This is a genomic window from Elusimicrobium minutum Pei191 (assembly GCF_000020145.1).
GTDB lineage: Bacteria > Elusimicrobiota > Elusimicrobia > Elusimicrobiales > Elusimicrobiaceae > Elusimicrobium > Elusimicrobium minutum.
In genome coordinates this window covers 210,424-235,302 of record NC_010644.1, presented here as the reverse complement: position 1 = coordinate 235,302, position 24,879 = coordinate 210,424, and the positions used below count along the sequence as shown (strand labels likewise).

Sequence of the window (24,879 nt, the reverse complement as noted above, 5' to 3'; positions counted from 1 at the left end):
TTAATAAAGTCCGGGGTTTATGGTAGATTTTATCTTTTTATCTTTAATGATGACGCTTGCCGGCTTTATTGACAGCCTTGCCGGCGGCGGCGGCTTGATAACGCTGCCTTCTTATCTGGCCTTCGGCCTTAATCCGGCTTTGCTTCTTGGCACAAATAAAATGTCGTCTTCAATGGGAACTTTAACCGCCGCCTATAAGTTTAGGAAAAATATAAAAACTAAAAAAAATCTTATTATTATTTTAGCCGTACTTGCTTTAATATTTTCAGCCCTGGGAGCGGCGTTAAGCCGTTTGGTTAACCCCGATAACCTTAAATTTATAGTTATAATTATAATTCCCGCCTGCGCTTTTTTTATAATTAATAAAAAATATTTACAGTCCTCCGCATTAAAACAAATAGCCGAAAATAAATCCGCACGCGCGGCAAAAATTACCTCGGCCTTAGTAGCCTTGTATGACGGCTTTTTAGGCCCCGGCGCGGGCACAATGTACGCGGTGTTTTTAACAAAATACTGCGGCTTTGATATAGTGCGCTCAACAGCTATAGCAAAAATACTTAATTTCTGCTCCAACATATTTGCATTATTTTTCTTTTTATCTTTAGGTGCGGTAAATATTAAACTGGGCCTTATTATGGGGGCTTTTAATATTTTAGGAGCCTCGATAGGGGTTTATATAGGAAAAAGAAAAGGGGAAGCAATTATCCGCCCTCTTATAATTTTTGTCTGTGCGGCTATTACACTAAAATATATTTGGGATTTGGTGTGTTAATCCCGCTTTACATACAATAAAAAGGATTGTAATATATAAAATCAGGAGGGTTTAATTATGAAAAAAATTATTTTTGCTACAACTTTAATTTTTATGGCCAGCTTTATTTTTGCCCAAGATACAAAAAATATTGCGTTAAAAACGCCCCAGCTTAAAAAAGGATTGCCTTTAATGCAGGCTTTCAATAACAGGAAATCTGTTCGCGAGTTTTCAGACAAAGAGCTTGATAATCAAACATTATCTAACCTGCTTTGGGCTACAACCGGCGTTAACAGGCCTGACGGCAAACGCACCAATCCTACCGCCATGAACAAGCAGGAAATTGAAATTTACGCCTGTTTAAAAAGCGGCGCATATTTTTATAATGTAACCAAACACTCCTTAGAATTTATTTCTGATAAAGATTGCCGGCTTAATAACGCGCCCGTAACCTTATATATTACGGCGGATATGGAAAAATCCTCCGAAAGATGGGCTAATATAGACGCGGGCATAGTATCGCAAAACATATCCCTCTTCGCTTCAGGCATGGGTCTTGCCACTGTGCCAAGGGGTTCAATGGATCAAAATTTTGTAAAAGAAGCCCTTAAATTAGGTAAAAACAAAATATTAATACTTAATCATCCTATAGGTTACCCAAAAACAGAAAATAAAGTTTCAAAATAAAAAGGAATAATATGAAAAAAGGATTTACGTTAATAGAGCTTTTAGTTGTTGTGCTTATTATTGGAATACTTGCCGCCATAGCAATGCCGCAATACACAAAAGCCGTAGAAAAGAGCAGAACGTCAGAAATCGCCATAAACACTAAAGCTTTATTTGAAGCGGAAAACAGATATTTTCTTGCAACAGGAACATACCCGTCCGACCCCGCAAGCGAGCTTGACATTTCATTACCGTCAAACTGCGCGACTGCTTCAACCACAAGCGGAACAGTAATTTCTTATGACTGCGGCAAGTTTGTTTATATGTTTAATACAAACAGCCCCCACGTTACAGGCAGAAGGGTAGGCAGCTCTTACGAAGGCTACAGAATAGCTTCTACCGAAGACGGCTTACTTTGTTATATGTTTAGCGGCGTAAACAATTTCAACAAACTCAAAGAGCTTTGCAAAAGTTTAGGCTACAAATGCAAAGTATCAAGCGGAAGCACACTTACGGATTGTTAATAAACCCAAAAAGTTTTAAAAAAATACCCGGCTAAAACCGGGTATTTTTTTATCTGCCAAATTTTTTGGTAAGCTCGGCCGCGCTTAAAGACACCATAACAGGCCGCCCGTGCGGGCAATGCATGCCGTCTTGGCATCTTTTTAAATCTAAAAGTAAGGCGTCGGCCTCCGCCATGCTCACGTCTTCTTTTGCTTTAATTGATTTCTTGCAGGCTAACATGGCAACCGTTTTCTTTTTAAGCTCGTCAGAGCTTTTCAGAGGATCGCCCACAATACCGGCCAGGCTTACTATAAATTCTTTAAGGCTGTCTTCTTTAAACCTGAAAATGTTGGGCACGGCGTTTACCAGTACAGTCCTGGGTGAAAACTGCTCAATTTCAAAACCCGCTGTTTTAAGCCAGTCTTTCCAAAGCATTAAATTTTCAACATTACTGGCGGGCAAATCAACCGTAACCGGGAACATTAAGGGTTGTATGCCGAGCTCATTTTCTTCCATCTTTTTAAGGTACTCTTCATACAAAACTCTTTCGCGCGCGGCGTGCTGGTCAACAAGCATAAGGCCGAGTTCGGTTTCGTAAATCAAATAACTTTTATGTAGTGAACCTAAAAATCTGTAAGGCCCCTGCCACCAGGAAGGATTGTCCGTTTGAACATGCGCGCCCATTTCTTTTTTAGGCTCTGCAGGTTCGGGATTATAAGAAACAGGGTCCTCAAAATCTTTTACTACAACCGCCTGTTTACTTATAGGGGCAAAAACATTTTCCTCAACAATATTTTGTCCGAAAGGTTTGTATGAAGGTTCTTCCGCGCGGGGTTTGGCGAAGCTAAATTCCATAGTAGCCGCGGGCGGAGACGCCGGAGTAATATTTATATCAACAGGCTGGGCCGCGCCGGTTAAAGCGCGCTGCGTAACATTCATTAAAAAACCGAATACGGCGTTTTCCTGTGCAAATTTCACATCACGCTTTTGAGGGTGTATATTAACGTCAAAGTCAGCAGCTGGCATATTCATAAAAACAATAAAAGCGGGGTGCCTGTCTTTAGGCCTGCCATGGTAAGCTTTGTATACTGCCTGTTGTAAAGTTTTGCTTGTTAAAGGCCTTTTATTAATAAAGAAAAATTGTAAATCACGCACGGCTGTAAGTTTGCTTAACGGCGTTAAAAAAGCTTTAAAACCAAAGCGTTCATCTTCAACGGATATTAAAGAGACAGCTATCTCCGCGCCTAAAATTTGCCCCGCTCTTTGGATTACAGTCTTTTTAAAATCACCGTTTGAGGCTAAAAAAGAGTATACAAGCCTGCCGTCCGTACGTACATTATAAGAAACATGTAAATTTGCAAGGGCGCTTTCCTCAACTACTTTTAAAAGAAGGGAACGTTCATAATTATCCGACTTTAAAAATTTTAGCCTGGCGGGCGTGTTATAAAACAAGTCCTTTACTTCAACCGTTGTACCTTTTATATTCGGCGAGGGCGAAACGGAAATTAATTTACCGCCTTCAACAATAATTTTGTTGCCGCTGCCGCCTTCCTCGGCGCTGGAAATGGAAAGTTTTGAAACAGCCGCCACGGAATACAGTGCCTCGCCCCTGAAACCAAAAGTATCCAAAGAGTCCAAATCCTCAAAATTTTTTATTTTACTTGTTGAATGGCGTACAACAGATAAAGTTAAATCCTCTTTACTCATGCCCGAGCCGTTGTCATTAACTCTTATAAGTTTTTTTCCCGCCCCGTCAATATCAATATTAATTGTGTCGGCCCCCGCGTCAACGGCGTTTTCCAAAAGTTCTTTTAAAACGCCTGCGGGCCGCTCAATCACTTCCCCGGCGGCTATTCTTGCGGCAACGCTTTCTTCCAAAATTTTAATTTTACCCATACTTTAAACTCAACTGTTAATTCTTTTTTTCCACTCAAGTATCATTTGTAAAGCCTGCATCGGAGTAACAGCGTCAGTGTTAACAAGCTTAATTTCCTCAACTATCGGGCTGGAAAATAAATCCCCCACAATATCGTCTTCTTTTTTTGATACGCTTGTTCCTTTTTTAGCTTCCAAATCTTTAATAACTTTTTTAGCGCGCACGATAACAGTAGCCGGCAGGCCCGCAAGCTCCCCGACATGTATGCCGTAGGATTTATCCCCCGCGCCTTCTTTAATTTTATAAAGGAAAGCTATTTTACTTTGCCCGTCCGCGTCTTTATATTCCTGTACTTCGGCGTGAAAGTTTTTTATGCCTTTATATTTATTTTCCAAATCCGTAAGTTCAAAATAATGCGTGGCAAAAAGCACTTTGGCGCCGCCGCCGTGCGGTTTATATAAAAATTCTGTTATGGCCCACGCTATTGAAATGCCGTCAAAAGTGCTTGTGCCTCTGCCGACTTCATCTAACAGAATTAAACTTTTTGGCGTACAGGAAGCTAAAATGTGCGACGTTTCCTTCATTTCAACCATAAACGTGCTTTGCCCCATGGCAATAGCGTCCTGCGCGCCTATACGGGTCATAATTTTATCAACAATACCCACATGCGCTGACGCCGCGGGCACAAAGCTACCCATCTGCGCGAGTATAACTAACACCGCCGCCTGTTTTAAATAAACGCTTTTACCGCCCATATTGGGCCCCGTTATAACGGATATCTGCGTTTCGCCCCCAAGGTCGATATCATTAGGAACAAAACTTCCAAGAGGTAAACAGGCCTCAACAACGGGGTGTCTTAAATCAGCGGCTTTTAAAATATTGCTTTCATCAATAACAGGTTTTGTAAATTTATAAACTTTGGCGCAGTGCGCCAGGTTAGAGTAAACGTCTAACTCAGCTATCGCTTTTGCAAACGAGCGCATAACGCCGATATGTTCGGCCAAATGTTTACGCACGCTGTCAAAAAGGCTTGTTTCCAAACGCAAAATCTTTTCTTCCGCGTGTAAAATTTTATCTTCAATTTCTTTAAGTTCTTCGGTAATAAAACGTTCGGCGTTGGTTAAAGTTTGTTTTCTGGTATAACTGAAAGGCACTTTGCCGGACTGGCCTTTACTTACTTCAATATAATAACCGAATACCGAGTTAAACCCCACTTTTAAAGTGCTTATGCCGGTTTTCGCTTTTTCACGCTCGCAAAGTTCGGCGAGGGTTTTGCTGCTGTTGTTTTTTGTGTTTCTTAAATCGTCAAGCTCCGCATTAAAACCTTGTTTTATTATACCGCCGTCGGATATTTTAATGGGCGGGTTAGGTTCTATAGCGGAGTTTAAAAGGTTAGCTAAATCTTCAATAACCGTGATTTTAGATAAAATGTTTTCTTTTAAATAAGGAACCACAGCCCCGTATTTGTCAAACCAGTTTTTTAAAGCCCCGTGCACCGCAAGAGAACGCGCAAGCCCCGCCAAATCCCTGGGCCCCGCGTTACCTGTGCCTACCCTGCTCATAATGCGTTCAATGTCACTGATATCGGCTAGAATAACTTTAAGTTCCTCATAGGCCAAAGGGTTGTCATAAAAATTGCTTACGCAATTTTGCCTTTTTTCAATATCTGCAAGGTTTAACAGCGGGTTTAAAATCCAATTTTTAAGCGTTCTGCCACCCATAGGAGTTACAGTAAAATCCAATAAATGCCAAAGACTGCCTTTGCGCGCGCCGTTTTGGCTTACAAGTTCAAGCGTACGTACGGCGTTTTCATCAAGCGCAAGATAATCAGAAATTTCTTTGTAAAAAGGAATAAGCAAATCTTTAAAACCCGGCTCGTTAACATTAATGTATTTTATTGCCGTAAGAGCGCATGTTAAGGCTGTTTTTTTGCCTGCCCATACGCTTTGCGAAGGCCAGTTGGAAGGGATTTGGGAAGATTCTTCCCTGGGCACTATCGTTGTGGCTACGCTGCCCGGTATCATCATTGATGATTTTACTCTGTCTAAAGTAATTTTGTCTAAAAGTATTTCCGCAGGATTTAAAGCAGCCAGCATGCAGGAAAGTCCGTTTAAAGAAATATCGTCCGCCTGTTCGGTTACCCAAAACTCACCCGTGGATACGTCTATAGCGGCGGCTCCCCAGCCTTTTTTATCAGTAAAAACACAAACGAGGTAATTGCTTACATTGCTTTGAAGCATATTATCCTCAATAACAGTGCCCGGCGTTATAACACGCACTATTTTACGTTCAAAAAGTTTGCTTTTTCCTTCCCCCGTGCCTACCTGCTCGCAAATGCCTACTTTTCTACCTTCTTTAATAATTTTGCTTATATAATTGGCCGCCGCGTGGTAGGGTACCCCGCACATAGGCACGCCGCCTCTCTGTGTTAAGGCTATACCTAAAATACGGCTTGCTTCGCGCGCGTCGGAATCAAACATTTCGTAAAAATCCCCCAAACGGAAAAACACTATTAAGTCGGTGTTTTTACTTTTAATGTCATTATACTGTCTCATTAAAGGGGTAAGCTGTTTGGATTCCTGCATCGGTTACTCCATATTTTTATATAAAGATAAAGCGATAATAGTTTTAGCGTCTCTTATAACGCCCTTTTTTATCATATTATAAGCCGTTTTTAAAGGAAAAAGCTTAATATTTAAAAATTCGTCCTCATCGGGATTTGTTTTGCCCGGTTTTAAGTCCGTAGCTGTAAAAATGTGCAAAACTTCGTCTGAAAAAGCGCAGCAGGGGTGAAAAGAGATAAGTTTTTTAACTTTGCCGCTGTAGCCGGTTTCTTCTTTAAGCTCGGCTTTGGCGCAGGCAAGCGGGGTTTGGCCCTTTTTCATTTTGCCGGCCGGTATTTCCCATGTGGTTCTGCCCACGGGGTAACGATATTGCTCAACAAGCACAACCTTATCGTCTATTACAGGTAAAACAGCGCTGGCTCCCGGATGAACCATATACTCGCGCGTTACTACGCTGCCGTCAATAAGTTTAACCGTGTCTTTGTTAAAACCCACCACTCCGCGGTGAATAACGCCCGTTTTGACCTTAGTTTCTTTTAATTTATTATAATGTTTATGCATAAGCTTTATTTACATTATACCTTTTAACCCCCTTTTTTTATAGGATTTTATCATGGAATTCGTACATCTGCATAATCATAGTGAATACTCGTTATTGGACGGGATGTTAAGGCTGTCCGAAAAGGGGCCGTCTAAATTTTTAAAACAAGTAGCGGCGGACGGGTTTAAAGCCATGGCTATAACCGACCATGGCAACATGTACGGCGCTATGGATTTTTATAAAAACGCCGCGGCCGCGGGGATAAAGCCCATAATAGGCTGCGAAGCGTACATAACTAACGGCAGCCATAAGAACAAAGAAAAAGGACTTGATAAAACATTCCACCTTACTCTTTTAGCCAAAGATTATGAAGGGTACCAAAATTTAATGGCGCTTATTTCCAAAGCGTGGCTTGACGGTTTTTACTACCATCCCCGTATAGATAAGGATATTTTGGCCCAACACGCAAAAGGCATTATGGCGCTTTCGGGCTGTTTGAAGGGGGAAGTTTCCCAAGAACTGCTTAACGGCACTTTTGCGCAGGCCTGTGAGTACGCCAAAACCTATGAAAGCATTTTAGGCAAAGGCAATTATTATATTGAACTTATGGACCACGGTATTGAGGAAGAGCAAATTATACTTCCTAAACTTATAGAAGTGTCCAAATCAACAGGCATACCCGTTGTGGCCACAAACGACTGCCACTATGAAAAGCAGGAAGACTGGCAGGCCCACGACATACATATGTGTATTTCTATGGGTAAAACTTTAGATGATCCTAACCGTTTAAAATCCTCCACCCATGAACTTTATTTTAAATCCGCCCAGGAAATGGCCGAGCTTTTTTCCTATATACCCGAGGCTGTTTCCAATACCCTAGAAGTGGCAGAAAAATGTAATGTTGTAATGCCTAAAAGCGGCTTCGTTTTGCCTGTTTTTGATATACCCCCCTCTTTTTCGGATACAGATTCTTATATAAAAAATTTATGCCAGGAAGGCCTTGCTAAAAAAATGAGCGGGATTATACCCCCTAATTACCAGGAAAGGCTTGATTATGAATTGGGCGTTATCGGCAAAATGGGCTTTTCAAGCTACTTTTTAATTGTGGCGGACTTTATAGATTACGCAAGGCAAAACCATATTCCCGTAGGGCCGGGGCGCGGCAGCGGCGCCGGCTCTATAGTGGCGTACAGTTTAAACATTACAAAAGTTGATCCTATTAAAAACGGACTTCTTTTTGAACGTTTTTTAAACCCCGACCGTCTTAGCATGCCTGACTTGGATATCGACTTTTCGGACGAAGGCCGCGAACAGGTTATAAACTATGTCCGCAACAAATACGGCGAAACTAACGTGGCGCAAATTATAACCTTTGGCACAATGAAAGCAAAAATGGCTGTAAAAGACGTGGCCAGAGTGCTTAATATACCCGTGTCCGAGTCAAACCGCATAACAAAGCTTATTCCTAATGATTTAGGCACTACCATTGATTCGGCCATTGAAACCGTAAAAGAATTAAAGCAGGAAATAGCCTCAAACCCGCAAACGGCAAAACTTTTTGATTTCGCCAAAAAACTTGAGGGTTTAAAAAGACACGCGGGTATACACGCCGCGGGTATTGTGGTTACCCGTGAGGAAGTTTCCAAATACGCGCCGCTGGCAAGGGGCTCAAAAGAAGCGATTACAACCCAATATGAAGGCGGTATTTTAGCGGACGACCTTGGCCTTCTAAAAATAGACTTTTTGGGACTTAGAACCTTAACAATTATAGATAACGCCGTTGACATTATAAAAAACATGCGCGGTATTGATATTGATATAGACAATATTCCTTTGGATAACAAAAAAACTTATGAGCTTCTTTCCTCTGCCAAAACGCTTGGTATATTCCAATTAGAAAGCGGCGGCATGAGAGACTTGGTTAAAAGGTTAAAGCCTTCCGAATTTAGTGATATTTCCGCTCTTGTGGCTTTGTACCGCCCCGGCCCCATGGAATCGGGCATGTTGGAAAGTTTTGTGCGCCGTAAAGCCGGACAGGAAAAAATTACCTATGACACTCCCCTTATGGAACCCGTTTTAAAAGAAACTTACGGCACTATGGTTTACCAGGAACAAATTATGGAGCTGTCCAAATTATTAGGAGGTTTTACACCCGGACAGGCCGACAGTTTGCGTAAAGCAATGGGTAAAAAGAAAGTTGACGAAATGGAAAAAGCCAGAGTTAACTTTGTAAACGGGTGTGCGGGCAAAAAAATAAACCCTAAAACCGCGGATAAAATTTTTGAACAAATGAGCAAATTCGCCGGCTACGGTTTTAACAAATCACATTCTGTCGCTTACGCGCTTGTTTCTTACCAAACAGCGTATCTAAAAGCCAATTACCCTATTGAGTTTATGTGTTCGCTGCTTACAAACGAAATCGGGCATAATGCCATAGGATCCGACGATAAAGAAAATAAAATAGTAACTTACATCGAAGAAGCAAAAAAAATGGGTTTTGAGACCCTGGGTCCGGATGTAAACCATTCTAAAGAAAATTTTTCAATAGAAGAAGTTAACGGAAAAGAAATTATACGCTTCGGTTTAGAGGCGGTTAAAAACGTAGGCACCGAAGCCGCCGCTTCCATAGTATCAGCCAGAGGCGACAGGCCTTATTGCGGGTTTCAGGACTTATTAGAACGCATTGACCTTAAAGCTTCAAATAAAAAAACTATAGAATCTTTAATAAAAGCCGGCGCGTTAGACTCTCTTATTCCTGGTAAAACGCCCAACTCAGCGCGCGCGGTAATGCTTGCCGAAATGGAAGACATGCTTGAAATTACGGCTAAAATAAAAGAAGAAAAAGAATCCTCAATATGCAGCCTTTTCGGGGAAGATTCTTCCGCTTTTGTAAGCGTGAAGAAAAAAGAAACTAAAACCGCCCCCCGCCCTTTAAAGCAGGAACAGCTTTTGGAAATGGAAAAAGAAGTTTTGGGTTTTTATAATTCTGGACATCCTCTAGCCAAATATAAAAAGCATATGGATAAAATAAAATCCGTTACCATAGAAGAAATTAACGAAAACAATATAAAAGGCGCAGTTAATATTTTGGGCATTATAACTAGAGTAAAAAAACGGCAAAATAAACGTAAAGAAGACTGGGCTCAATTTATTATTGAAGACGAAACGGGCCAAATGTCGGCAAACGCTTATTCAAGGGTATATGCCGAAATAGCCGAAAAAATTGAAAATAACGCTATAGTCTATTTAACGGGCGATATTAAAACGGATGAGGAAAGTGCCAGGACGGAAATAATGGTTTCCAATATAGAAAGCATTATTCCCGTTATTTCACGCGCGGCGGCCAAGGTAACCATTGACATACCGAAAGGATATTCGGAAACCAACTCCAGGCTTTTAAACACCCTTTTAGAGCGCGGTAAAGGCATTACGGAAGTATATTTTAATATAGAATCCCCCGACGAAGACAAGGCCCCATTTCTAGTACGTTCACAGCATAAAATAGTGCTTCATAAAGCGCTTATTGACCATATAGAAAACACTTTGGGCGAAAACTCCTGGACATTTGAAAAATAAACCGCCGTTTACAAAAGCGCAATATTATCATATTTATACGCTTTTTTAGCACAAATGCCTTTGACGTAGCCTGTTTTTTCTTTCCGAAGTAAAATGCCTATTGCAAAATCAAGTAATATTTATTAAACTTTTCTCGTAAGGCATTTAAAGTACTTTCCCAGGAGGAAAAACAGTATGGCAGAAAAAGTTCAAAAAGTTGGTGTTACCCGTGAAGACGGATTTCTTTATTTTATAGATAAAGACGGCGACGTTGCTAAAGTTCAAATGGCACGCGGCGGCAAAAAAGGCGGCAAAGCAAAAAAAGTTGAAAAAACAGGTATCAAAAAAGAAAAAGGTTATCTTTATTTCTTAGACAAAAAAGGTGATATCTCAAGAGCAAAAATGGTTAACGCCAAATAAGCTTAGAATTTCATAAAAAACCGCGCAATAAAATGCGCGGTTTTTTTATTTATTTTTTAAAAATTATTTTGTTAGAATATAAATATCTTTTGTCAACAAATATTAAAAAGGGGTACGGTTATGAGGAAGGGATTTACATTAATAGAACTGCTTGTTGTGGTTTTAATAATAGGTATTTTGGCGGCTATAGCGCTGCCCCAATACCAAAAAGCCGTTATGAAAAGCCGCTACACCCAGCTTTTTATTATGGTTAAGGCGGTTACGGACGCAGAGGAAAGGTATTATCTTGCCGAAGGCTCTTATACAAACGATGTTAACAACCTTGATATTGAACTTCCTTCCAACGCCAACTATTCTTATTACTTTGACATACGCGGTGACGGACACGCCGCTTTGGTAATGACCAGCAAGGACGGGGCTTTACAGTATGTATCTTATTTCGCCAAATCTACAGCAAGACCTTCAATAAAAGAATGCAGGGCGCTTTCCACCAACGAAAAGGCCATATCAGTATGCAAATCGTTAACAGGTAAAAATACGCCTGACGGCGCGGGCGGGACAGGTTATCCGTCTTTTATTTTTTAAATAAAACTCCTCAGGCTCACGCCAGGGGGTTTTTTGTTTCAAAACTTCATTTTAGGGTTTCACTCAACAACACCTCCACACCGGCAAGGCGGAGGTATTGTGAAATCAAGAGACTATCCATCCCCCGGCTTTGGCAGAAGGTTTTCCGTACTCTCATAAAAAAAATCCCTTACATAATTGTAAGGGATTTTTTTATGCCTTTTATTTATAAAAGCTGTAAAGGCGCGTATTTAAGCATGAAGGTTCTTTTTACTCCGTTAGCAAACATAACGGTTATTTTTGCCGCTTCACCGGAGCCTGCTATTACAATAACTTTACCGTCGCCAAAAACGCCGTGCCTGACACGCTGCCCCGTTCTTGGGCCTTGCGCCGAAACGTGTACCGCGGGAGCTTCGTTTTCTCCGGCTATTCCTAAAGGCGCGCAGCCTATAGGCGCGCCGTAATCCCCTTCCTGCTCTTCTATTTCATAACCATGCTCATCATATTTTTTTTGTTTTTTAGGAGCCGCGAAGAAAGGTTTAAAAGAAGGCCTGTTTTGCGTTTCACCGTATTTGGAGCCGTACTTAGTCTTATACCCGCCGTAATTTGGCATAACCGTGCTTTGGCGGTTTAAGGGGCCTTCCTGCTCTTCCGTAATAAGGCCGCTTTCAAATAAAAATCTGGAAGGTAGATTTGTGTACATTTTACCGAAAATTCTGCGTGTGCTTGTGTACGTCATAAACAAACGGTCTTTAGCGCGCGTCATGGCAACATAACAAAGGCGGCGTTCTTCCTCAAGGTCGTCATCGTCTTTACTTGAAAGAGGGAAAAGGCCTTCTTCCAACCCGCTTACAAACACCACGGGAAACTCCAACCCTTTTGCCAAATGCACAGTCATTAAAGTAACCGCTCCGGCGGAAGAATCCTGCTTTTCGTCAGCTCCGGTAATTAAGGAAATTTCCTGCACAAAATCAGAAAGGGACGCCTCTCTCTCCGTTCTTGCCATTCGTTCCTCATACTCTTTTACAGCGTTAACAAGTTCTTGTAAGTTGTCTAACCTGGCGCCGGCTTCCAAATCTTTTTCTACTTCGTCTTCAACAGCTTTCCAATAACCAGAAAGCGTTAAAATTTTATTAACGATATCCGTGGGGCTTGTTACTTTAAGTTCTAACCTTAAAGTATCCATTAAATTAATAAATTCCTGCGCCGCGCGCCTTGCGGTAGGCGTAAGGCCTTCAACAAAAGCGCTTCTTTGCAAAGCCTGGTAAAGCGAAATATTATGCAGGTTGGCGTATTCTAAAAACTTTTCCTCCGCTGTTTTACCTATGCCTCTTTTAGGCGTGTTTAAAATACGCAACAAACTCACGGTATCAAGCGGATTAACCAAAACGCGCGCGTACCCTAAAATATCTTTAATTTCCCTGCGGTCATAAAACCTTACCGCGCCGATAAGACGGTAAGGCAGCTGGTATTTTCTAAAATTGTCTTCAAAATTTCTTGACTGCGCGTTTGTACGGTAAAAAACGGCGATATCATTTAAACTTGCGCCATCTTCAATTAAATTAGCTATATTTTGCGCCGTCCATCTGGCTTCTTCCCCTTCGGTAAGAAGTTCCCGCACTTCAATAGGCTCGCCCGATGTTTTATTGGAATACAAGCTTTTGTCTTTACGTTTTTTATTTTTTTTAATAAGTTTATTGGAACTGTCTAAAATAATTTGGGTGGAGCGGTAATTTTGCTCAAGCGTTATTATTTTAGCGTCGGGGAAATCTTTTTCAAATTCTAAAATATTTCTTATATTCGCGCCGCGCCAGGAGTAAATGCTTTGGTCCGGATCGCCCACCACGCAAAGATTGCGGTGCTTATAAGCAAGCGTGCGGGTAATAATATACTGCGTATGGTTGGTGTCTTGGTACTCGTCAACTAAAATGTGCTGGAAGATGTTTTGGTAATACTCGCGCACGTCTTCATTATTTTTAAGAAGCTCGGCCGTTTTAACAAGCAAATCGCCAAAATCCAAAGCGCCTGCGGCGTTTAATTTATTTTGATATCTTTTGTAGACTTCCGCCGCGCGTATTTTAAAATCAATATTGGAAGCCAAAGCGGAAATGGCAAAACTTTCAGGGTCAATCATATCGTCTTTAGCGCGCGATATTAAAGAAATATATTGGTTAATTTCTTTTTTAGCGTCCTTTTGGCCCATTTCCTGCAAAACTAAAGTTATTATTTTTTTCTGTTCGCTTTCATCATAAATAGCAAAGTCTTTGGTAAGTTTTAACAAATGCGCGTTTTGCCTGAGCAGACGCACACCGAAGCTGTGAAAAGTGTGTATCCAAACTCTGCCGCTTTGCCCGGGGGCAAGCGCTTCCACGCGTTCACGCATTTGCGCGGCGGCTTTATTTGTAAAAGTAACGGCAAGTATGCGGTTAGGGTTTACGCCGTTTTCTATTAAAGCGGCTATCCTTGTCGTTAAAGTTTTGGTTTTGCCCGTGCCCGCGCCGGCTATAATAAGACACGGCCCGTTTTGGTGTAAAACGGCCTCCTGCTGCATCGGGTTAAGCGATTGTAAAAGATAATCTATACTCATTTAAGTTCTAACTCTACTAAAGTTTCAATATGTTTTGTGTTGGGGAAAAAATCAAAAGCTTCAATATTTTTAATATTATAGTTTTTTGTAATAGCCTCTAAATCCCTTGCAAGCGTAACGGGATTACACGAAATATAAACTATATAAGGCACGCCCGAACCCGCCACAGCCTGTTCCGCCGCGGGATGCATTCCGCCCCGGGGCGGGTCTAAAATAATTAAAGAATCGCGCGTGCTTAATTTGTTTTTCTTTACATAATCCTCAACCTTATCGCACACAAAAGAAACATTTTCTATTTTATTTAGTTTGGCGTTTTCCGCGCCGTCGGCAACAGCCTCGGGCACTGATTCTATGCAAAAACTTTTTTCAACTAAATCGGCGCAGGTTAAGCTAAAGCTGCCCGCTCCGCCGTAAAAATCGTAAATTATTTTAGGTGATATTTTTTTAATTATGTCACGCACTCTTTGGTACATTAACTGCGCGGCGAAAGTGTTTGTTTGAAAAAATGATTGGGCGGATAATGTAAAAACAGGTTCGGTATCGCTTAATTTAATTGTTTCTTTTATTGCGCTTTGCCCTTTTAAAACTTTGGCGTTTTGCGTTTTTGCGACATCGGCAAGACCGTCGTTAACAGCAAGCAAAATATTAGCTTTAGGCAACACGCTTTCAACAGCCTTAACAAAACCGTCCGTATTAAAACTGTCATTAGCGGCGATTAAAACAACCATTTGATCACCGGTGTTTTTACCGCAGCGCAGCATTATATTACGAAGTACGCCCGTATGTTTGCGCTGGTCATAGTAAGCGATATTTTGTTCTTTAGCCCAGGCGCGTACCGCGTTAAGCAAATTAATTAAATAAGGTTCAAAAATAATACAGTCCTGTATATCAACGGCGCGGTCCCAACAGCCTTTTACTTTAAAACCGAGCGCCTGCTCAAACTCAAGCGGCTTTGTTTTATCACGCTTAAATTTTTTATCAAAAGGACGTTCCCAAACTACCTGGTTGCAAAAGCCCACTTCAATTTTATTTCTATAAAATTCTTTTGAAGGACTTTCATACACAAAAATTTCTTTATCCCAAAAAGGACGCAAAAGGCCTTTAACCTCGCCGCATTTAAGGTTAACCTGCCTTTCATACGCAACGTCCATATTCTGGCAGCCGCCGCAAAAGTTAAAGTGCTTGCAAATTTTTGTCATCTATAATTCCTGTCAGTATCAAAATTTTCCGCTATAGGCAAAGCGGAAGCAACAAACTTATCAAAATTACTTGTATTGCTAAATTTTATTACGGTAATCCACTTGCCGCATATTTCCACAACAAAATTACCTTTTTCTATTCTTGGCAAAACCCGCATCAAACTATCAAGCGCGCGTTGTTCATATTCAGGAGCACAGTAAAGCTTATAGCGTTTGTGTACCGAAATCCCGTTAAAATTTTTATTTAAAGGTTTGTAGAAAAATTTTAATATAGTAAAAAATTTTGGCTTAGGAGCTATCTTTATATAAGGCTGCGCTTCTCTAGCTTCCAACACTATGGCCTGCGCCTTTTTTTCTCCACTGAACCTACCCAGGTCCCATTCATAGCAAACTTCCAGCATATATGCTCTTTTGCCTGTTATATTTAAGGAAACCATTTTACTGGTAGCAATTGTTATCTCCCTTCTAAGTATATTGCGGGGCCTGTTTCTAAAAACAGCGATATCTTGCAGTTCATTTTTCATTTTATACTTCGCGTAATCATCTTTTACTAAAGAAAATCCGCATTTGCGGCAAATTTTTTCTATTTTCTTTTCTCTAAAGTACGCCCAAAGCGCAGGAAGGATTAGTGCCGATATTATCAAAATAAAAACAATTTTTGGCACCGTTTCCAGGCTTGTAAAAGCCTCCAAAGCAGGACCTCCTAAAAACCAAACAACAACGGCGCCTAAAATAATTGATATAACAATATGGAATTTGAAACTTTGTGGTACTTTTTCTGTACGCTCATTTGAAAGAGCTATAAATTCTTTTGTATAAAGGGAAAGATCTTCAGACGAAAGCTTTTTCAAAAAGGCGCGGCTTTCCGCCTCTGACATTTTGTTTATTTTTTCGTGGTCAAATTTATACTGTCCGCTTATTTTAATACGCTCAACCTCCAAGTCAAACTCGGCATCTTCTTTAGCGCGGATAATATTCTCTTCCTCACGGTCCTCTTCAGTAAGATTCTTTAAATAGTTATCATACTCTTCCGGTTCCATTTCAGCAATTTCTTCACGGCTTTTTTTCATAGAAACCCTTATGCGTTAACTTTAAATAAACAAACGTCTCCGTCTTTTACAATATATTCTTTGCCTTCCGAGCGTATGAGGCCCTTTTCCCTAAGCACTTTTTCAGACTCCCATTTATCAATATCTTCAAAGGTGTATACATCGGCTCGGATAAAGCCCTTTTCAAAATCAGTATGAATTTTACCCGCCGCCTGTGGCGCGGCGCAGCCCAAGGGAATAAGCCAGCTTCTTACCTCAACTTCCGTACCGGCCGTAAAATAGGTGCAAAGGTTAAGAAGTTTTAAACCTTCGCGCACAATTTTTTCAAGCCCCGTGTATTCGCTGCCTATATCTTGCAAGAAAGCGTGTTTTTCCTCATCGGATAATTCAGCTATGTCAGACTCAAATTTAACGCAAAGTTCCACAAACCCGGCGTTATTTTTTTGCGCGTACCGGGCAAGTTTAGCGGCATTTTCTTTATTGGGAGTTTCGGAATTATTGCCCACATAAAGAATGGGTTTTGCGGTTAAAAATTGAAATTCCTTTAACTCTTCTTTATCAAGTCCGAGCGAAGCTACCTGATTGCCGTCTTCCAAACATTTTTTAATTTTTTTAATTATTTCAAGCTGGGCAACAGCTTCTTTTTTGCCGCTTCTGGCCGCGCTTTCAAGACGGGGAAGCATTTTTTCAACGCTTTCCAAATCGGCAAGCATAAGCTCAGTTTCAATAATTTCAACATCGCGCAAAGGATCAACAGAGTTCATGACATGCGTAACATTTTCATCTTCAAAAAGCCTTACGACATGGATAATAGCGTCAACTTCGCGGATATTTGCTAAAAATTTATTTCCCAAACCTTCGCCTTTGCTGGCGCCTTCAACAATACCCGCAATATCAACAAATTTAATAGCCGCGGGAGTTTTTTTAGGCGGGCCGAAAACCTGTTGTAAACGGTCAAGCCTGCGGTCCGGTATGGCAACTATGCCGACATTCGGTTCAATTGTACAAAAGGGGTAATTACTTGCCTCCGCGCCCGCGCATGTTAAAGCGTTAAAAAGCGTTGATTTGCCTACGTTAGGCAGTCCTACTATTCCTATTTCCATTTTTCTGTTCTCTCTGTTATTATGATAATTAAAAAGTTATACCCAGTTTTAAGCCTGTTTCTTTTGTTTTATTTTCAGGCTCATAAATATATAAAGTTGTGCCGGGCACACCGGCAATCTTAGAATCTTTTATATGCCAATACCTGAAAAAAGGCTCAATAAACAAACCAATTTTTTCGAAATTTTTTGTTATTCTGGCGCTAAAGCGCATGCCATAACCCTTTTCCTGCTCATTTTCTATCCAGCCGTTCCAATCACTTCTTTGCGTACCGCTTAAAAAAAGATTGTATTCCGCATTAAGTGAAAAAAGCCAGCTCTCACTTGCTTTTAAAACAGCCTTTAAACCCAAAGGCGCGTAAGTATACCGCGATTCCCTGTCATACCCGTATTGCACTTCACCCATACCGTTAAACAAATATCTGTACCCCAAACCGAAATAAGGCCATAATTCTAAAGAAGTTTTTGGTATTTCAAAAGAGACTCCCAATAAAGCCCGACCTTCAATATAAAAATCTTTTATACCGTCAGCCGTATACGCGCTGGTTTGCCCGGTGGAAGTATTTACAACACTGCCTTCGTATTCTATGTTGCCGAGCATAAACAAACCTTGTAAAGATAAAAAAAGCGGAGTGCTTGTCCCCACGCCGCCGGCGGTAAAATCGCCCGACATACCATATTTAGGGCCTGAAAGTTTAACATCAACCTCCGGTTCTCTGTATTCATAATTTGACATTTGAAAAGCCAAATCAAAACTTGCCGATTTGTTTTGGGCAAACGCGGCGCCGGCAAACAAAATAAATACCAAAAACAATATTTTTTTCATAAAGTTCCGCCTTATTTTCAGATACAAGAAAAACGATAGAAGAAGATAGGTTTCCGTATTACAAGTATTTCAGCAACGGCAAAACAGGCTTACGCCACAAACAAAATAAGTATATTTTCAAATCACCGCAAAGCAGTGCTTTGCTTTTATTAATAAGCGTATTTTTAAACCCCCGTAAAGGGGGTTTAAAAATACGTCCCGTACGGGATTTGAACCCGTGATCTCCGCCTTGAGAGGGCGATGTCCTGGACCGCTAGACGAACGGGACAAAAACCACAAAATTGACCTTTATATTTTACCAAATTATACCAATCCGTTTTAAGTAATAATTGTATAATAAGCTGAAACAAAAAAAGGAGCCCTTATGGAAAAAGGTTTTACATTAATAGAATTACTTGTAGTTGTCCTTATTATAGGCATTTTGGCCGCGATAGCTTTGCCGCAATATAACAGAGCCGTTTTAAAAAGCCGTTATACACAGTTTCAATTAATGGGTAAAGCCATAGCTGACGCTGAGGAAAGATATTATTTAGAAAATAACGTATACACGGCAAACCCAGCGGACCTGGACATTGATATCCCGGCAAGCAGTGAATTTCATATTGGTTTTGACGTTAGACCCAACGGAGAGGCAGCATTAATAATCTTTAGTAAAGACACCTCTATGGTTCACATAATTTATTTTGACAAAGCTACAAAATTTAAGGGAACAAAAGAATGCAGGGCATTACCGGAAAACGCTAATGCTAACGCAGTCTGTAAAACAATTACCGGTAGCCCAACACCAAACGGTACGGGCGGACCAAGTTACAACGCATACGTTTTTAAATAATTTAAAAACCCCCGTTTTTTTAAGCGGAGTTTTTTATTTGGAAAACATTGTAAGCAATATTCCTTTTAAAAGCACTTTAGGGTCATGCCCTGAGGATGTTTTGAGCGCGATGTCGGCGTCAATAATTTTATTTAAAGTTTTTAGCATAGTTTGTTCAGACGGGAACATACGGGCGGATGAAACAAGCCTGCCTTCCCAAAACATAAGCCCAGCGGATGACACTATTTCTTGATTTGAATACCCCGCGTTAACCAAACGTTTAATACGGGTCATTTTAAGCACAGAAGCGGAAATTTTATTTAAAATTGATACGGGTGATTCGCCTTCGCCAAGCAATTTCCCTACAAGAGTAAGGGCGGTTTTCCTGTCGCACGCTAAAACAGCGTTGGAAAGCGCAAAAGGGTTTTCCTCCCTGCTGTAACCCACACACTCTAAAATATCCGCGCTTGTGGCGGTGCCCTGCATGTTCTTATAAAGGGAAATTTTTTCAATTTCACTTTCTAAGGCGGCCAAGTCCGAACCGGTCATGTCAATAAGAAGTTCGCACGCTTCAGGCTCAACACTTAAACCTTTTTCTTTAAATTTATTTTTAATCCACGCGTTTAAAGCCGGTCCTTTAAGCTCGGCAAAATCAATAACAGTTCCAACCGCTTCGGCCGCTTTTTTTACTGAAGCGTCCGTTTTTAACTTTTTAGCGTCGTTATGGAACAAAACAAGCACCGTGGAATGCATGGGAAGTTCTAAATAATTTAAAAGCGCCGACTGCGCGTCTTTTTTTAATTTATCTATATTATTTAAAAAAATTATTCTTCTGTCCGAAAAAACGGGAGCTGTGTTTGCGAGGGCTAGTATTTCGCCAAAATCTGTTTTGGAGGCGTCTTCTTTAGTTACGTTAAAATCATCTGCGTTAATTTTTTTTACAATGCGCTCAAGCATGGCTGACTTGCGGTAAACATCCTCCCCCGTGAAAAAATATACGGGAGAGATGTTTCCGTCCGCTAAATTTTTGGCTAATGTATTAACGTCTGTAACTGTCATGGTTTTATTGTGTGATTGTGGTAAATTCCTGATTGTCTTGAGAACTGCGTCTGCTTTCGCTCCATACAGAGCCGAACCCATCCGTAGTTCTTTTTACGATATCTCTGGCAAGCCTGTCCCAAATCTGCTCCCTTGCCTGTTCTTCCGTCATACCGCCGGGCAATGTAGCTGCTGAATAAATATAACTTGACATTAACGCGGGTTCTTCCCAAATAACAATATCTGTCTTTTTATCTAAGAATCTTACATTTAACCATATCTCCATACGGTAGGTTGTTGGAATAAGCTGCGTATCATACTGGAGCGGAATCATTAAATATCTTGTTATCTGTCCTATTACCACGCCGTCAGAATTATTTTCTGTGACAACTTGGTAATATCCGTTTTTTAAAAACTCGTCTGTTACTCTTAAGGTCAGTTTATCTTCTAAAGCAAATACCTGTGTTTTATTAATAAAAGGACGCACGGCTACTTTATTAATATGCTCGGGCATAATTTGCTGATACGGTCTGTACGTAGCGTCTGTACAGGCGGACAAAATAACTGCTATAGAGATAAGTAAAAATACTTTTTTCATAATAACTCCGGCGTTAAAAATATTATTTAACCACTATATTAACCATTCTTTTGGGTACGATTATTACTTTAACTAAAGCTTTGCCTTCCATATGTTTTTTTACATTGGGCTCTTCAAAAGCTTTTGCTTTTATCTCATCATCAGACGCTGAAGCGTTTACGGTTATACTGCCGCGCACTTTACCGTTAACCTGAATGCCCAAACCCATATCTTCCGAGCGCAAAAGCATAATGTCCGCTTCCGGCCAAGCCGTTTTAACAAGGAAGGGGCCGCACTTGCGCCTGCTCCACAACTCTTCCGTTATATGCGGCGCAAAAGGATGCAAAAGCGCTAAAAATGTTTTAAAGTGTTTTAAAGGAACGCCTTTAATTTTAGACAGGTCATTAAAATAAATCATAAGCGCGGAAACGGCTGTATTAAAATTAAACTTCTCAATATCCTCGCTTACTTTTACAATGGTTTTGCTTCTTAAAATATCAAGTTCCTTTGTTGATAAGAAAACTTCGTCCGTTTCAACGCTTTCGCCCCAGGCGTATACCCTTTTTAAGAACCTGTTTACACCTTCAATGCCTTTCATATCCCAAGGTTTGCTTGCCTCAAACGGGCCCATAAACATTTCATACATTCTAAAAGCGTCGGCACCGTATTTATGCAAAATATCGTCAGGGTTGATAACGTTCTTTTTAGATTTAGACATTTTTTCAACCATGCTGTTTAACTTTTCACCCGTGGTTTTGAGTTTCGGATTTTGCAGGTCGGACAAATCAACTTCATCATATCCGTGATAAACGCCGTCCTCGCCGCGGTAGGAATAAGCCAAAATCATACCCTGGTGGCGAAGTTTTGCATAAGGTTCTTTATATTTAACATAACCCAAATCGTAAAGCACTTTGTGCCAAAATCTAGAATAAAGCAAATGTAACACAGCGTGCTCCGCTCCGCCTATATAGCAGTCAACCGGGTCACACTCTCTTTCAATTTCCGGGTTAACAAAAGTTTTATCGTTTTTAGGATCTAAATATCTTAAATAATACCAGCAGCTTCCCGCCCATTGCGGCATGGTATTTGTTTCGCGTTTGGCAGGCCCCGCGCAAACAGGACAAACCGTGTTAACCCATTCGGGCACATTAGCCAAAGGAGACTCGCCCGTGCCTGTAGGTTCATAATTGGTAACTTCAGGCAGTTTAACGGGAAGTTCGCTTTCCGGCACGGGGACAACACCGCACTTGGGACAATGAACTATAGGAATAGGCTCGCCCCAGTATCTTTGGCGGCTGAAAACCCAGTCACGCAGGCGGTATGTGGTTTTTGCTCCGCCAACGCCTTTTTCTTCCAAAAATTTTATCATGGCCGCTTTGGACTGCTCAACTTTCATGCCGTTTAAAAAGTCCGAATTAACCAATTCGCCGTCACCGGTAAAGGCTTCCTTTTCCACACCTTTATCGCTTTTAATAACTTCAATAATCTCAAGGCCGAATTTTTTGGCAAACTCATAGTCGCGTTCGTCATGGGCGGGAACAGCCATAATTGCGCCGGTTCCGTAACCCATTAAAACATAGTCTGAAGTCCATATTTGTATTTTTTTACCGTTTACGGGGTTAATGGCGTAAGCTCCCGTAAAAACACCTGTTTTTTTATTGACATCGCCGCGTTCAAAATCAGTTTTAGCTGCGGCCTCTTCCTGATAAGATTTAACGGCGGCTTTTTGTTCGGGCATTGTAATTTGTTCCAATATCGGATGTTCGGGCGATACAACCATATACGTTGCGCCAAACAAAGTGTCCGGCCTGGTTGTAAAAACTTTAAGATTTTCTTTATGCCCGTCAATTTCAAAATCAACTTCCGCGCCGATGCTTTTGCCTATCCAATTACGCTGCATGGCAAGCGTGCTTTCCGGCCAGTCAAGGCCTTCTAAATCTTCCAAAAGCCTGTCGGCGTACTCGGTAATTTTAAGAACCCACTGGCGTATGTTTTTGCTTTCTATTTTTGTTCCGCAGCGTTCGCAGTTGCCGTTAAAAACTTCTTCATTAGCCAAACCTGTTTTACAAGACGGGCACCAATTTATAGGCACAGTGCTTTCATAGGCAAGGCCCTTTTTAAAAATTTGTAAGAATATCCACTGCGTCCATCTGTAATAGTTGGGGTCGGTTGTGTCAATCTCGCGGGTCCAGTCATAAGCCATACCCAAAGATTTAATTTGTCTTCTGAAATTATCAATATTATTTTTTGTGGTTATAGCGGGGTGCACGCCTGTGGCGATGGCGTAGTTTTCGGCGGGAAGGCCGAACGCATCCCACCCCATGGGGTGAATGACGTCAAAACCTTTCATTTTTTTATATCTTACAAGAATATCCGATGCTGTGTATCCTTCCGGATGGCCTACATGAAGCCCCTGTCCGCTCGGGTAGGGGAACATATCTAAGCAATAAAACTTAGGATTTATGGGAAGGCGGGGAGTAACAAATAAGTTGTTATCTTCCCAGATTTTCTGTTGTTTTTTATCTATTTCTTGAAAATTTATCTCTGTCATATTATTATATTATAGTTTATTTAACACTGTATATTTATCATTAAGCTGCGCTGCTGCTTCAAAAACCAAAATTAATAAGCTGCGCTTGAGATAGAAGAATCAAACGTTCCGCCCAATGATTTCCGCAGCTTCTCTTCCTTGACCTGATTGGCGGGCCTTACCGCGCTCCAACTCTTGCTCTTATTCCCAAGCCAAAGTTCACAGAATAATATCCGTACGGGCGGGAAGAACAATAAATATTAGCAGAAATCATCTATCTTAATTCTGTCATTAACAGTTGTGTCCGCCGGGGGAAGGTCAATATCAAACTGTGTAAAATCCGTAGCCGTAAGAACATTGCTGCAAAAACAATCTTTCTTGCGGGTCTTTTATAGCTTTTGTAAGTATTATAAGTTTAGTGTATCTGTTTTTTACAACAGCATTTTGGTATTGAGGCAAAGCTATAGCCGCCAAAATACCGATATTAAGCGCTACTGCCGGTAATGCTATTAATGCAAGTCCTTGTTTAAAAAGGCCTTTAAATTTATATATTAAGTAATATAATAAATAATTTAAACACGGCACAATGCTTTTTAACTAACAAAAGCCTCTGTTCTTGTTTTGGCTGATTTATGCATGGCCTCAAGCACGCTTTGAACATACAGCCCGTCTTTAATTGAAGGATTTGCCGCGGCGCCTTTGCTTACGCAGGTTAAAAAGTTATGTAAACAGTCAACATGCGCGCGCAAAAAGCCCAAAGTGTGGTTGCCGGGAGGAAAAACACAATCCGCCCCATAGCGCTGCATGGTTTCTATTTTTGTAAACCCCTTCATTCCGCCGTTTGGGGAGGCAGGAGCCGTATTATCGTAAAAATAAAGCCAGTTAGGATCAATAAGGTCAAGCGCCAAAGCGCCTTTTTCCCCGTGTATTTCTAACTTAAAATTGCCGTTTTTACCCGTGGCTATTTTTGTTGTTTCCATTGTGCCCATAGCACCGTTTTTAAGTTTTACTAAAGAGTAGGTGGCGTCCTCAATTTCGATTTTAACGTCTTTGCCGTCCTTATCCTTGCGTACGGGATGGGCTATTTGGTTTTTAGTGTAAACGCTTTCAAATTCGCCCAAAAGATTGTAAACCATGTCGCTTAAATGCGCGCTTAAATCATAAACCACTCCGCCGTTGCCCTCAACCGTCTGCCTCCAGGATACAGGCTTTAAAACGTCAACCGAACTGTTATGAAGCATAACCCCTCTAAAAGAAAATATTTTGCCCAAACGACCTTCCCCAATTAATTGTTTGGCGCGTATAGCCGCGGGGTAAAAACGGTTATTAAAAACAACCTGCGTAGTTACTTTATCTAAATTAGGATGGGAAAGAACGGCCTTAATTTCCTCTTCCCCCACTACAACGGGCTTTTCGCAATAAATATGTTTTTTATTGTCTAATGCTTTTAAAATTTCATTTTTATGATTGGCGTTTGGCGTGCAAATATCAATAACGTCTATAGAAGGGTCGTTTAAAATATCTTCCGGGTTTGAAGTCGCGTATTCAAAGCCAAAGGCCTCTTTAAAATACTCGGCCTTTTCAAGCGTTCTGTTGCAAACACCCGCAAACTTTATTTTAAAATCATTATTGTAATACAGGGGTATTGTTTGGTAGCCCGCCATATGCGCGCGCCCCATAAAACCACAGCCTAATAAACCAACTTTTATTTCTTTCATACT

20 protein-coding genes and 1 tRNA gene are annotated in these 24,879 nt (G+C 40.9%); 7 read left to right on the top strand and 14 right to left on the bottom strand.

From position 1 onward, the window contains the following. Nucleotides 1–19: 19 nt before the first annotated feature. From EMIN_RS01115 to EMIN_RS09335, 3 genes are read left to right on the top strand one after another with little or no spacing between them, the layout of a single operon-like run. Entirely contained in the window at nt 20–772 is a 753-nt protein-coding gene (locus EMIN_RS01115) for a TSUP family transporter (RefSeq protein WP_012414395.1), read from the top strand. Between the two features lie 57 nt (nt 773–829). Continuing rightward, nucleotides 830–1,438, top strand: coding sequence for a SagB/ThcOx family dehydrogenase (locus EMIN_RS01110; RefSeq protein ID WP_012414394.1), 609 nt, complete (start codon nt 830–832; stop codon nt 1,436–1,438). 11 nt (nt 1,439–1,449) lie between these two features. Beyond that, complete coding sequence (locus EMIN_RS09335; protein ID WP_012414393.1) at nt 1,450–1,941, top strand: type IV pilin protein; 492 nt, start codon at nt 1,450–1,452, stop codon at nt 1,939–1,941. Nucleotides 1,942–1,990: 49 nt separating this feature from the next. Here the strand turns inward: EMIN_RS09335 and mutL are convergent, their stop codons facing one another. Genes mutL through EMIN_RS01090 form a run of 3 tightly spaced genes read right to left on the bottom strand, consistent with a single transcriptional unit; the run spans nt 1,991 to nt 6,922 of the window. Beyond that, nucleotides 1,991–3,817 (bottom strand): DNA mismatch repair endonuclease MutL, encoded by a 1,827-nt coding sequence (mutL, locus tag EMIN_RS01100; RefSeq protein ID WP_012414392.1) that lies wholly within the window; start codon nt 3,815–3,817, stop codon nt 1,991–1,993. 9 nt (nt 3,818–3,826) lie between these two features. Then, nucleotides 3,827–6,382 carry a DNA mismatch repair protein MutS gene (gene mutS, locus EMIN_RS01095; RefSeq protein ID WP_012414391.1) on the bottom strand — a complete coding sequence of 852 codons (2,556 nt, stop codon included), beginning with the start codon at nt 6,380–6,382 and terminating at the stop codon, nt 3,827–3,829. Between the two features lie 3 nt (nt 6,383–6,385). Next, nucleotides 6,386–6,922 carry an NUDIX domain-containing protein gene (locus EMIN_RS01090; RefSeq protein WP_012414390.1) on the bottom strand — a complete coding sequence of 179 codons (537 nt, stop codon included), beginning with the start codon at nt 6,920–6,922 and terminating at the stop codon, nt 6,386–6,388. 52 nt (nt 6,923–6,974) lie between these two features. Between EMIN_RS01090 and dnaE the strand changes: the two genes are divergently transcribed. From dnaE to EMIN_RS09330, 3 genes are all read left to right on the top strand, one after another. Then, nucleotides 6,975–10,478 (top strand): DNA polymerase III subunit alpha, encoded by a 3,504-nt coding sequence (gene dnaE / locus EMIN_RS01085; RefSeq protein ID WP_012414389.1) that lies wholly within the window; start codon nt 6,975–6,977, stop codon nt 10,476–10,478. A gap of 174 nt (nt 10,479–10,652) precedes the next feature. Further along, nucleotides 10,653–10,877, top strand: a complete 225-nt coding sequence (locus EMIN_RS01080) for a hypothetical protein (RefSeq protein WP_012414388.1) — start codon at nt 10,653–10,655, stop codon at nt 10,875–10,877. Nucleotides 10,878–10,997: 120 nt separating this feature from the next. After that, complete coding sequence (locus EMIN_RS09330) at nt 10,998–11,462, top strand: type IV pilin protein (protein ID WP_012414387.1); 465 nt, start codon at nt 10,998–11,000, stop codon at nt 11,460–11,462. A 205-nt stretch (nt 11,463–11,667) separates the two neighbouring features. Here EMIN_RS09330 and EMIN_RS01070 read toward each other — a convergent pair whose 3' ends face one another. From EMIN_RS01070 to EMIN_RS01045, 6 genes are all read right to left on the bottom strand, one after another. Continuing rightward, complete coding sequence (locus EMIN_RS01070) at nt 11,668–14,028, bottom strand: ATP-dependent helicase (RefSeq protein WP_012414386.1); 2,361 nt, start codon at nt 14,026–14,028, stop codon at nt 11,668–11,670. Next, nucleotides 14,025–15,227, bottom strand: a complete 1,203-nt coding sequence (gene rlmD / locus EMIN_RS01065) for a 23S rRNA (uracil(1939)-C(5))-methyltransferase RlmD (RefSeq protein ID WP_041691223.1) — start codon at nt 15,225–15,227, stop codon at nt 14,025–14,027. The genes EMIN_RS01070 and rlmD overlap by 4 nt, the downstream gene beginning before the upstream one ends. After that, on the bottom strand, nt 15,224–16,297 hold the full coding sequence (locus EMIN_RS01060) for a hypothetical protein (RefSeq protein WP_012414385.1): 1,074 nt from the start codon (nt 16,295–16,297) through the stop codon (nt 15,224–15,226). Before EMIN_RS01060 ends, rlmD begins: the two co-directional genes overlap by 4 nt. A gap of 8 nt (nt 16,298–16,305) precedes the next feature. Further along, a complete protein-coding gene (ychF, locus tag EMIN_RS01055) occupies nt 16,306–17,379 on the bottom strand; it encodes a redox-regulated ATPase YchF (protein ID WP_012414384.1) in 1,074 nt (357 codons plus the stop codon). A gap of 28 nt (nt 17,380–17,407) precedes the next feature. Continuing rightward, nucleotides 17,408–18,202 carry a hypothetical protein gene (locus tag EMIN_RS01050; protein WP_012414383.1) on the bottom strand — a complete coding sequence of 265 codons (795 nt, stop codon included), beginning with the start codon at nt 18,200–18,202 and terminating at the stop codon, nt 17,408–17,410. Nucleotides 18,203–18,396: 194 nt separating this feature from the next. Further along, nucleotides 18,397–18,470, bottom strand: a tRNA-Glu gene (locus EMIN_RS01045). 96 nt (nt 18,471–18,566) lie between these two features. Here EMIN_RS01045 and EMIN_RS09325 point away from each other — a divergent pair. Continuing rightward, a complete protein-coding gene (locus EMIN_RS09325; RefSeq protein WP_012414382.1) occupies nt 18,567–19,034 on the top strand; it encodes a type IV pilin protein in 468 nt (155 codons plus the stop codon). 33 nt (nt 19,035–19,067) lie between these two features. On the opposite strand, the gene holA is transcribed toward EMIN_RS09325, so the two are convergent. From holA to EMIN_RS01015, 5 genes are all read right to left on the bottom strand, one after another. Continuing rightward, on the bottom strand, nt 19,068–20,072 hold the full coding sequence (gene holA / locus EMIN_RS01035; protein WP_012414381.1) for a DNA polymerase III subunit delta: 1,005 nt from the start codon (nt 20,070–20,072) through the stop codon (nt 19,068–19,070). Nucleotides 20,073–20,076: 4 nt separating this feature from the next. After that, nucleotides 20,077–20,649: an LPS assembly lipoprotein LptE gene (gene lptE, locus EMIN_RS01030; RefSeq protein ID WP_012414380.1), complete on the bottom strand. Its 573-nt coding sequence runs from the start codon at nt 20,647–20,649 to the stop codon at nt 20,077–20,079. Between the two features lie 22 nt (nt 20,650–20,671). Further along, entirely contained in the window at nt 20,672–23,179 is a 2,508-nt protein-coding gene (gene leuS / locus EMIN_RS01025; protein ID WP_012414379.1) for a leucine--tRNA ligase, read from the bottom strand. A gap of 303 nt (nt 23,180–23,482) precedes the next feature. Then, nucleotides 23,483–23,743: a pilin gene (locus EMIN_RS01020; RefSeq protein WP_041691222.1), complete on the bottom strand. Its 261-nt coding sequence runs from the start codon at nt 23,741–23,743 to the stop codon at nt 23,483–23,485. Between the two features lie 8 nt (nt 23,744–23,751). Then, nucleotides 23,752–24,876, bottom strand: coding sequence for a Gfo/Idh/MocA family protein (locus tag EMIN_RS01015; protein ID WP_012414378.1), 1,125 nt, complete (start codon nt 24,874–24,876; stop codon nt 23,752–23,754). Nucleotides 24,877–24,879: the final 3 nt, after the last annotated feature.

Excerpts from the sequence above, each read along its gene's own strand:
- EMIN_RS01115 (WP_012414395.1), top strand. The coding sequence starts at position 20 with ATGGTAGATTTTATCTTTTTATCTTTAATGATGACGCTTGCCGGCTTT.
- EMIN_RS01110 (WP_012414394.1), top strand. The coding sequence starts at position 830 with ATGAAAAAAATTATTTTTGCTACAACTTTAATTTTTATGGCCAGCTTT.
- EMIN_RS09335 (WP_012414393.1), top strand. The coding sequence starts at position 1,450 with ATGAAAAAAGGATTTACGTTAATAGAGCTTTTAGTTGTTGTGCTTATT.
- mutL (WP_012414392.1), bottom strand. The coding sequence starts at position 3,817 with ATGGGTAAAATTAAAATTTTGGAAGAAAGCGTTGCCGCAAGAATAGCC.
- mutS (WP_012414391.1), bottom strand. The coding sequence starts at position 6,382 with ATGCAGGAATCCAAACAGCTTACCCCTTTAATGAGACAGTATAATGAC.
- EMIN_RS01090 (WP_012414390.1), bottom strand. The coding sequence starts at position 6,922 with ATGCATAAACATTATAATAAATTAAAAGAAACTAAGGTCAAAACGGGC.
- dnaE (WP_012414389.1), top strand. The coding sequence starts at position 6,975 with ATGGAATTCGTACATCTGCATAATCATAGTGAATACTCGTTATTGGAC.
- EMIN_RS01080 (WP_012414388.1), top strand. The coding sequence starts at position 10,653 with ATGGCAGAAAAAGTTCAAAAAGTTGGTGTTACCCGTGAAGACGGATTT.
- EMIN_RS09330 (WP_012414387.1), top strand. The coding sequence starts at position 10,998 with ATGAGGAAGGGATTTACATTAATAGAACTGCTTGTTGTGGTTTTAATA.
- EMIN_RS01070 (WP_012414386.1), bottom strand. The coding sequence starts at position 14,028 with ATGAGTATAGATTATCTTTTACAATCGCTTAACCCGATGCAGCAGGAG.
- rlmD (WP_041691223.1), bottom strand. The coding sequence starts at position 15,227 with ATGACAAAAATTTGCAAGCACTTTAACTTTTGCGGCGGCTGCCAGAAT.
- EMIN_RS01060 (WP_012414385.1), bottom strand. The coding sequence starts at position 16,297 with ATGAAAAAAAGCCGTGAAGAAATTGCTGAAATGGAACCGGAAGAGTAT.
- ychF (WP_012414384.1), bottom strand. The coding sequence starts at position 17,379 with ATGGAAATAGGAATAGTAGGACTGCCTAACGTAGGCAAATCAACGCTT.
- EMIN_RS01050 (WP_012414383.1), bottom strand. The coding sequence starts at position 18,202 with ATGAAAAAAATATTGTTTTTGGTATTTATTTTGTTTGCCGGCGCCGCG.
- EMIN_RS09325 (WP_012414382.1), top strand. The coding sequence starts at position 18,567 with ATGGAAAAAGGTTTTACATTAATAGAATTACTTGTAGTTGTCCTTATT.
- holA (WP_012414381.1), bottom strand. The coding sequence starts at position 20,072 with ATGACAGTTACAGACGTTAATACATTAGCCAAAAATTTAGCGGACGGA.
- lptE (WP_012414380.1), bottom strand. The coding sequence starts at position 20,649 with ATGAAAAAAGTATTTTTACTTATCTCTATAGCAGTTATTTTGTCCGCC.
- leuS (WP_012414379.1), bottom strand. The coding sequence starts at position 23,179 with ATGACAGAGATAAATTTTCAAGAAATAGATAAAAAACAACAGAAAATC.
- EMIN_RS01015 (WP_012414378.1), bottom strand. The coding sequence starts at position 24,876 with ATGAAAGAAATAAAAGTTGGTTTATTAGGCTGTGGTTTTATGGGGCGC.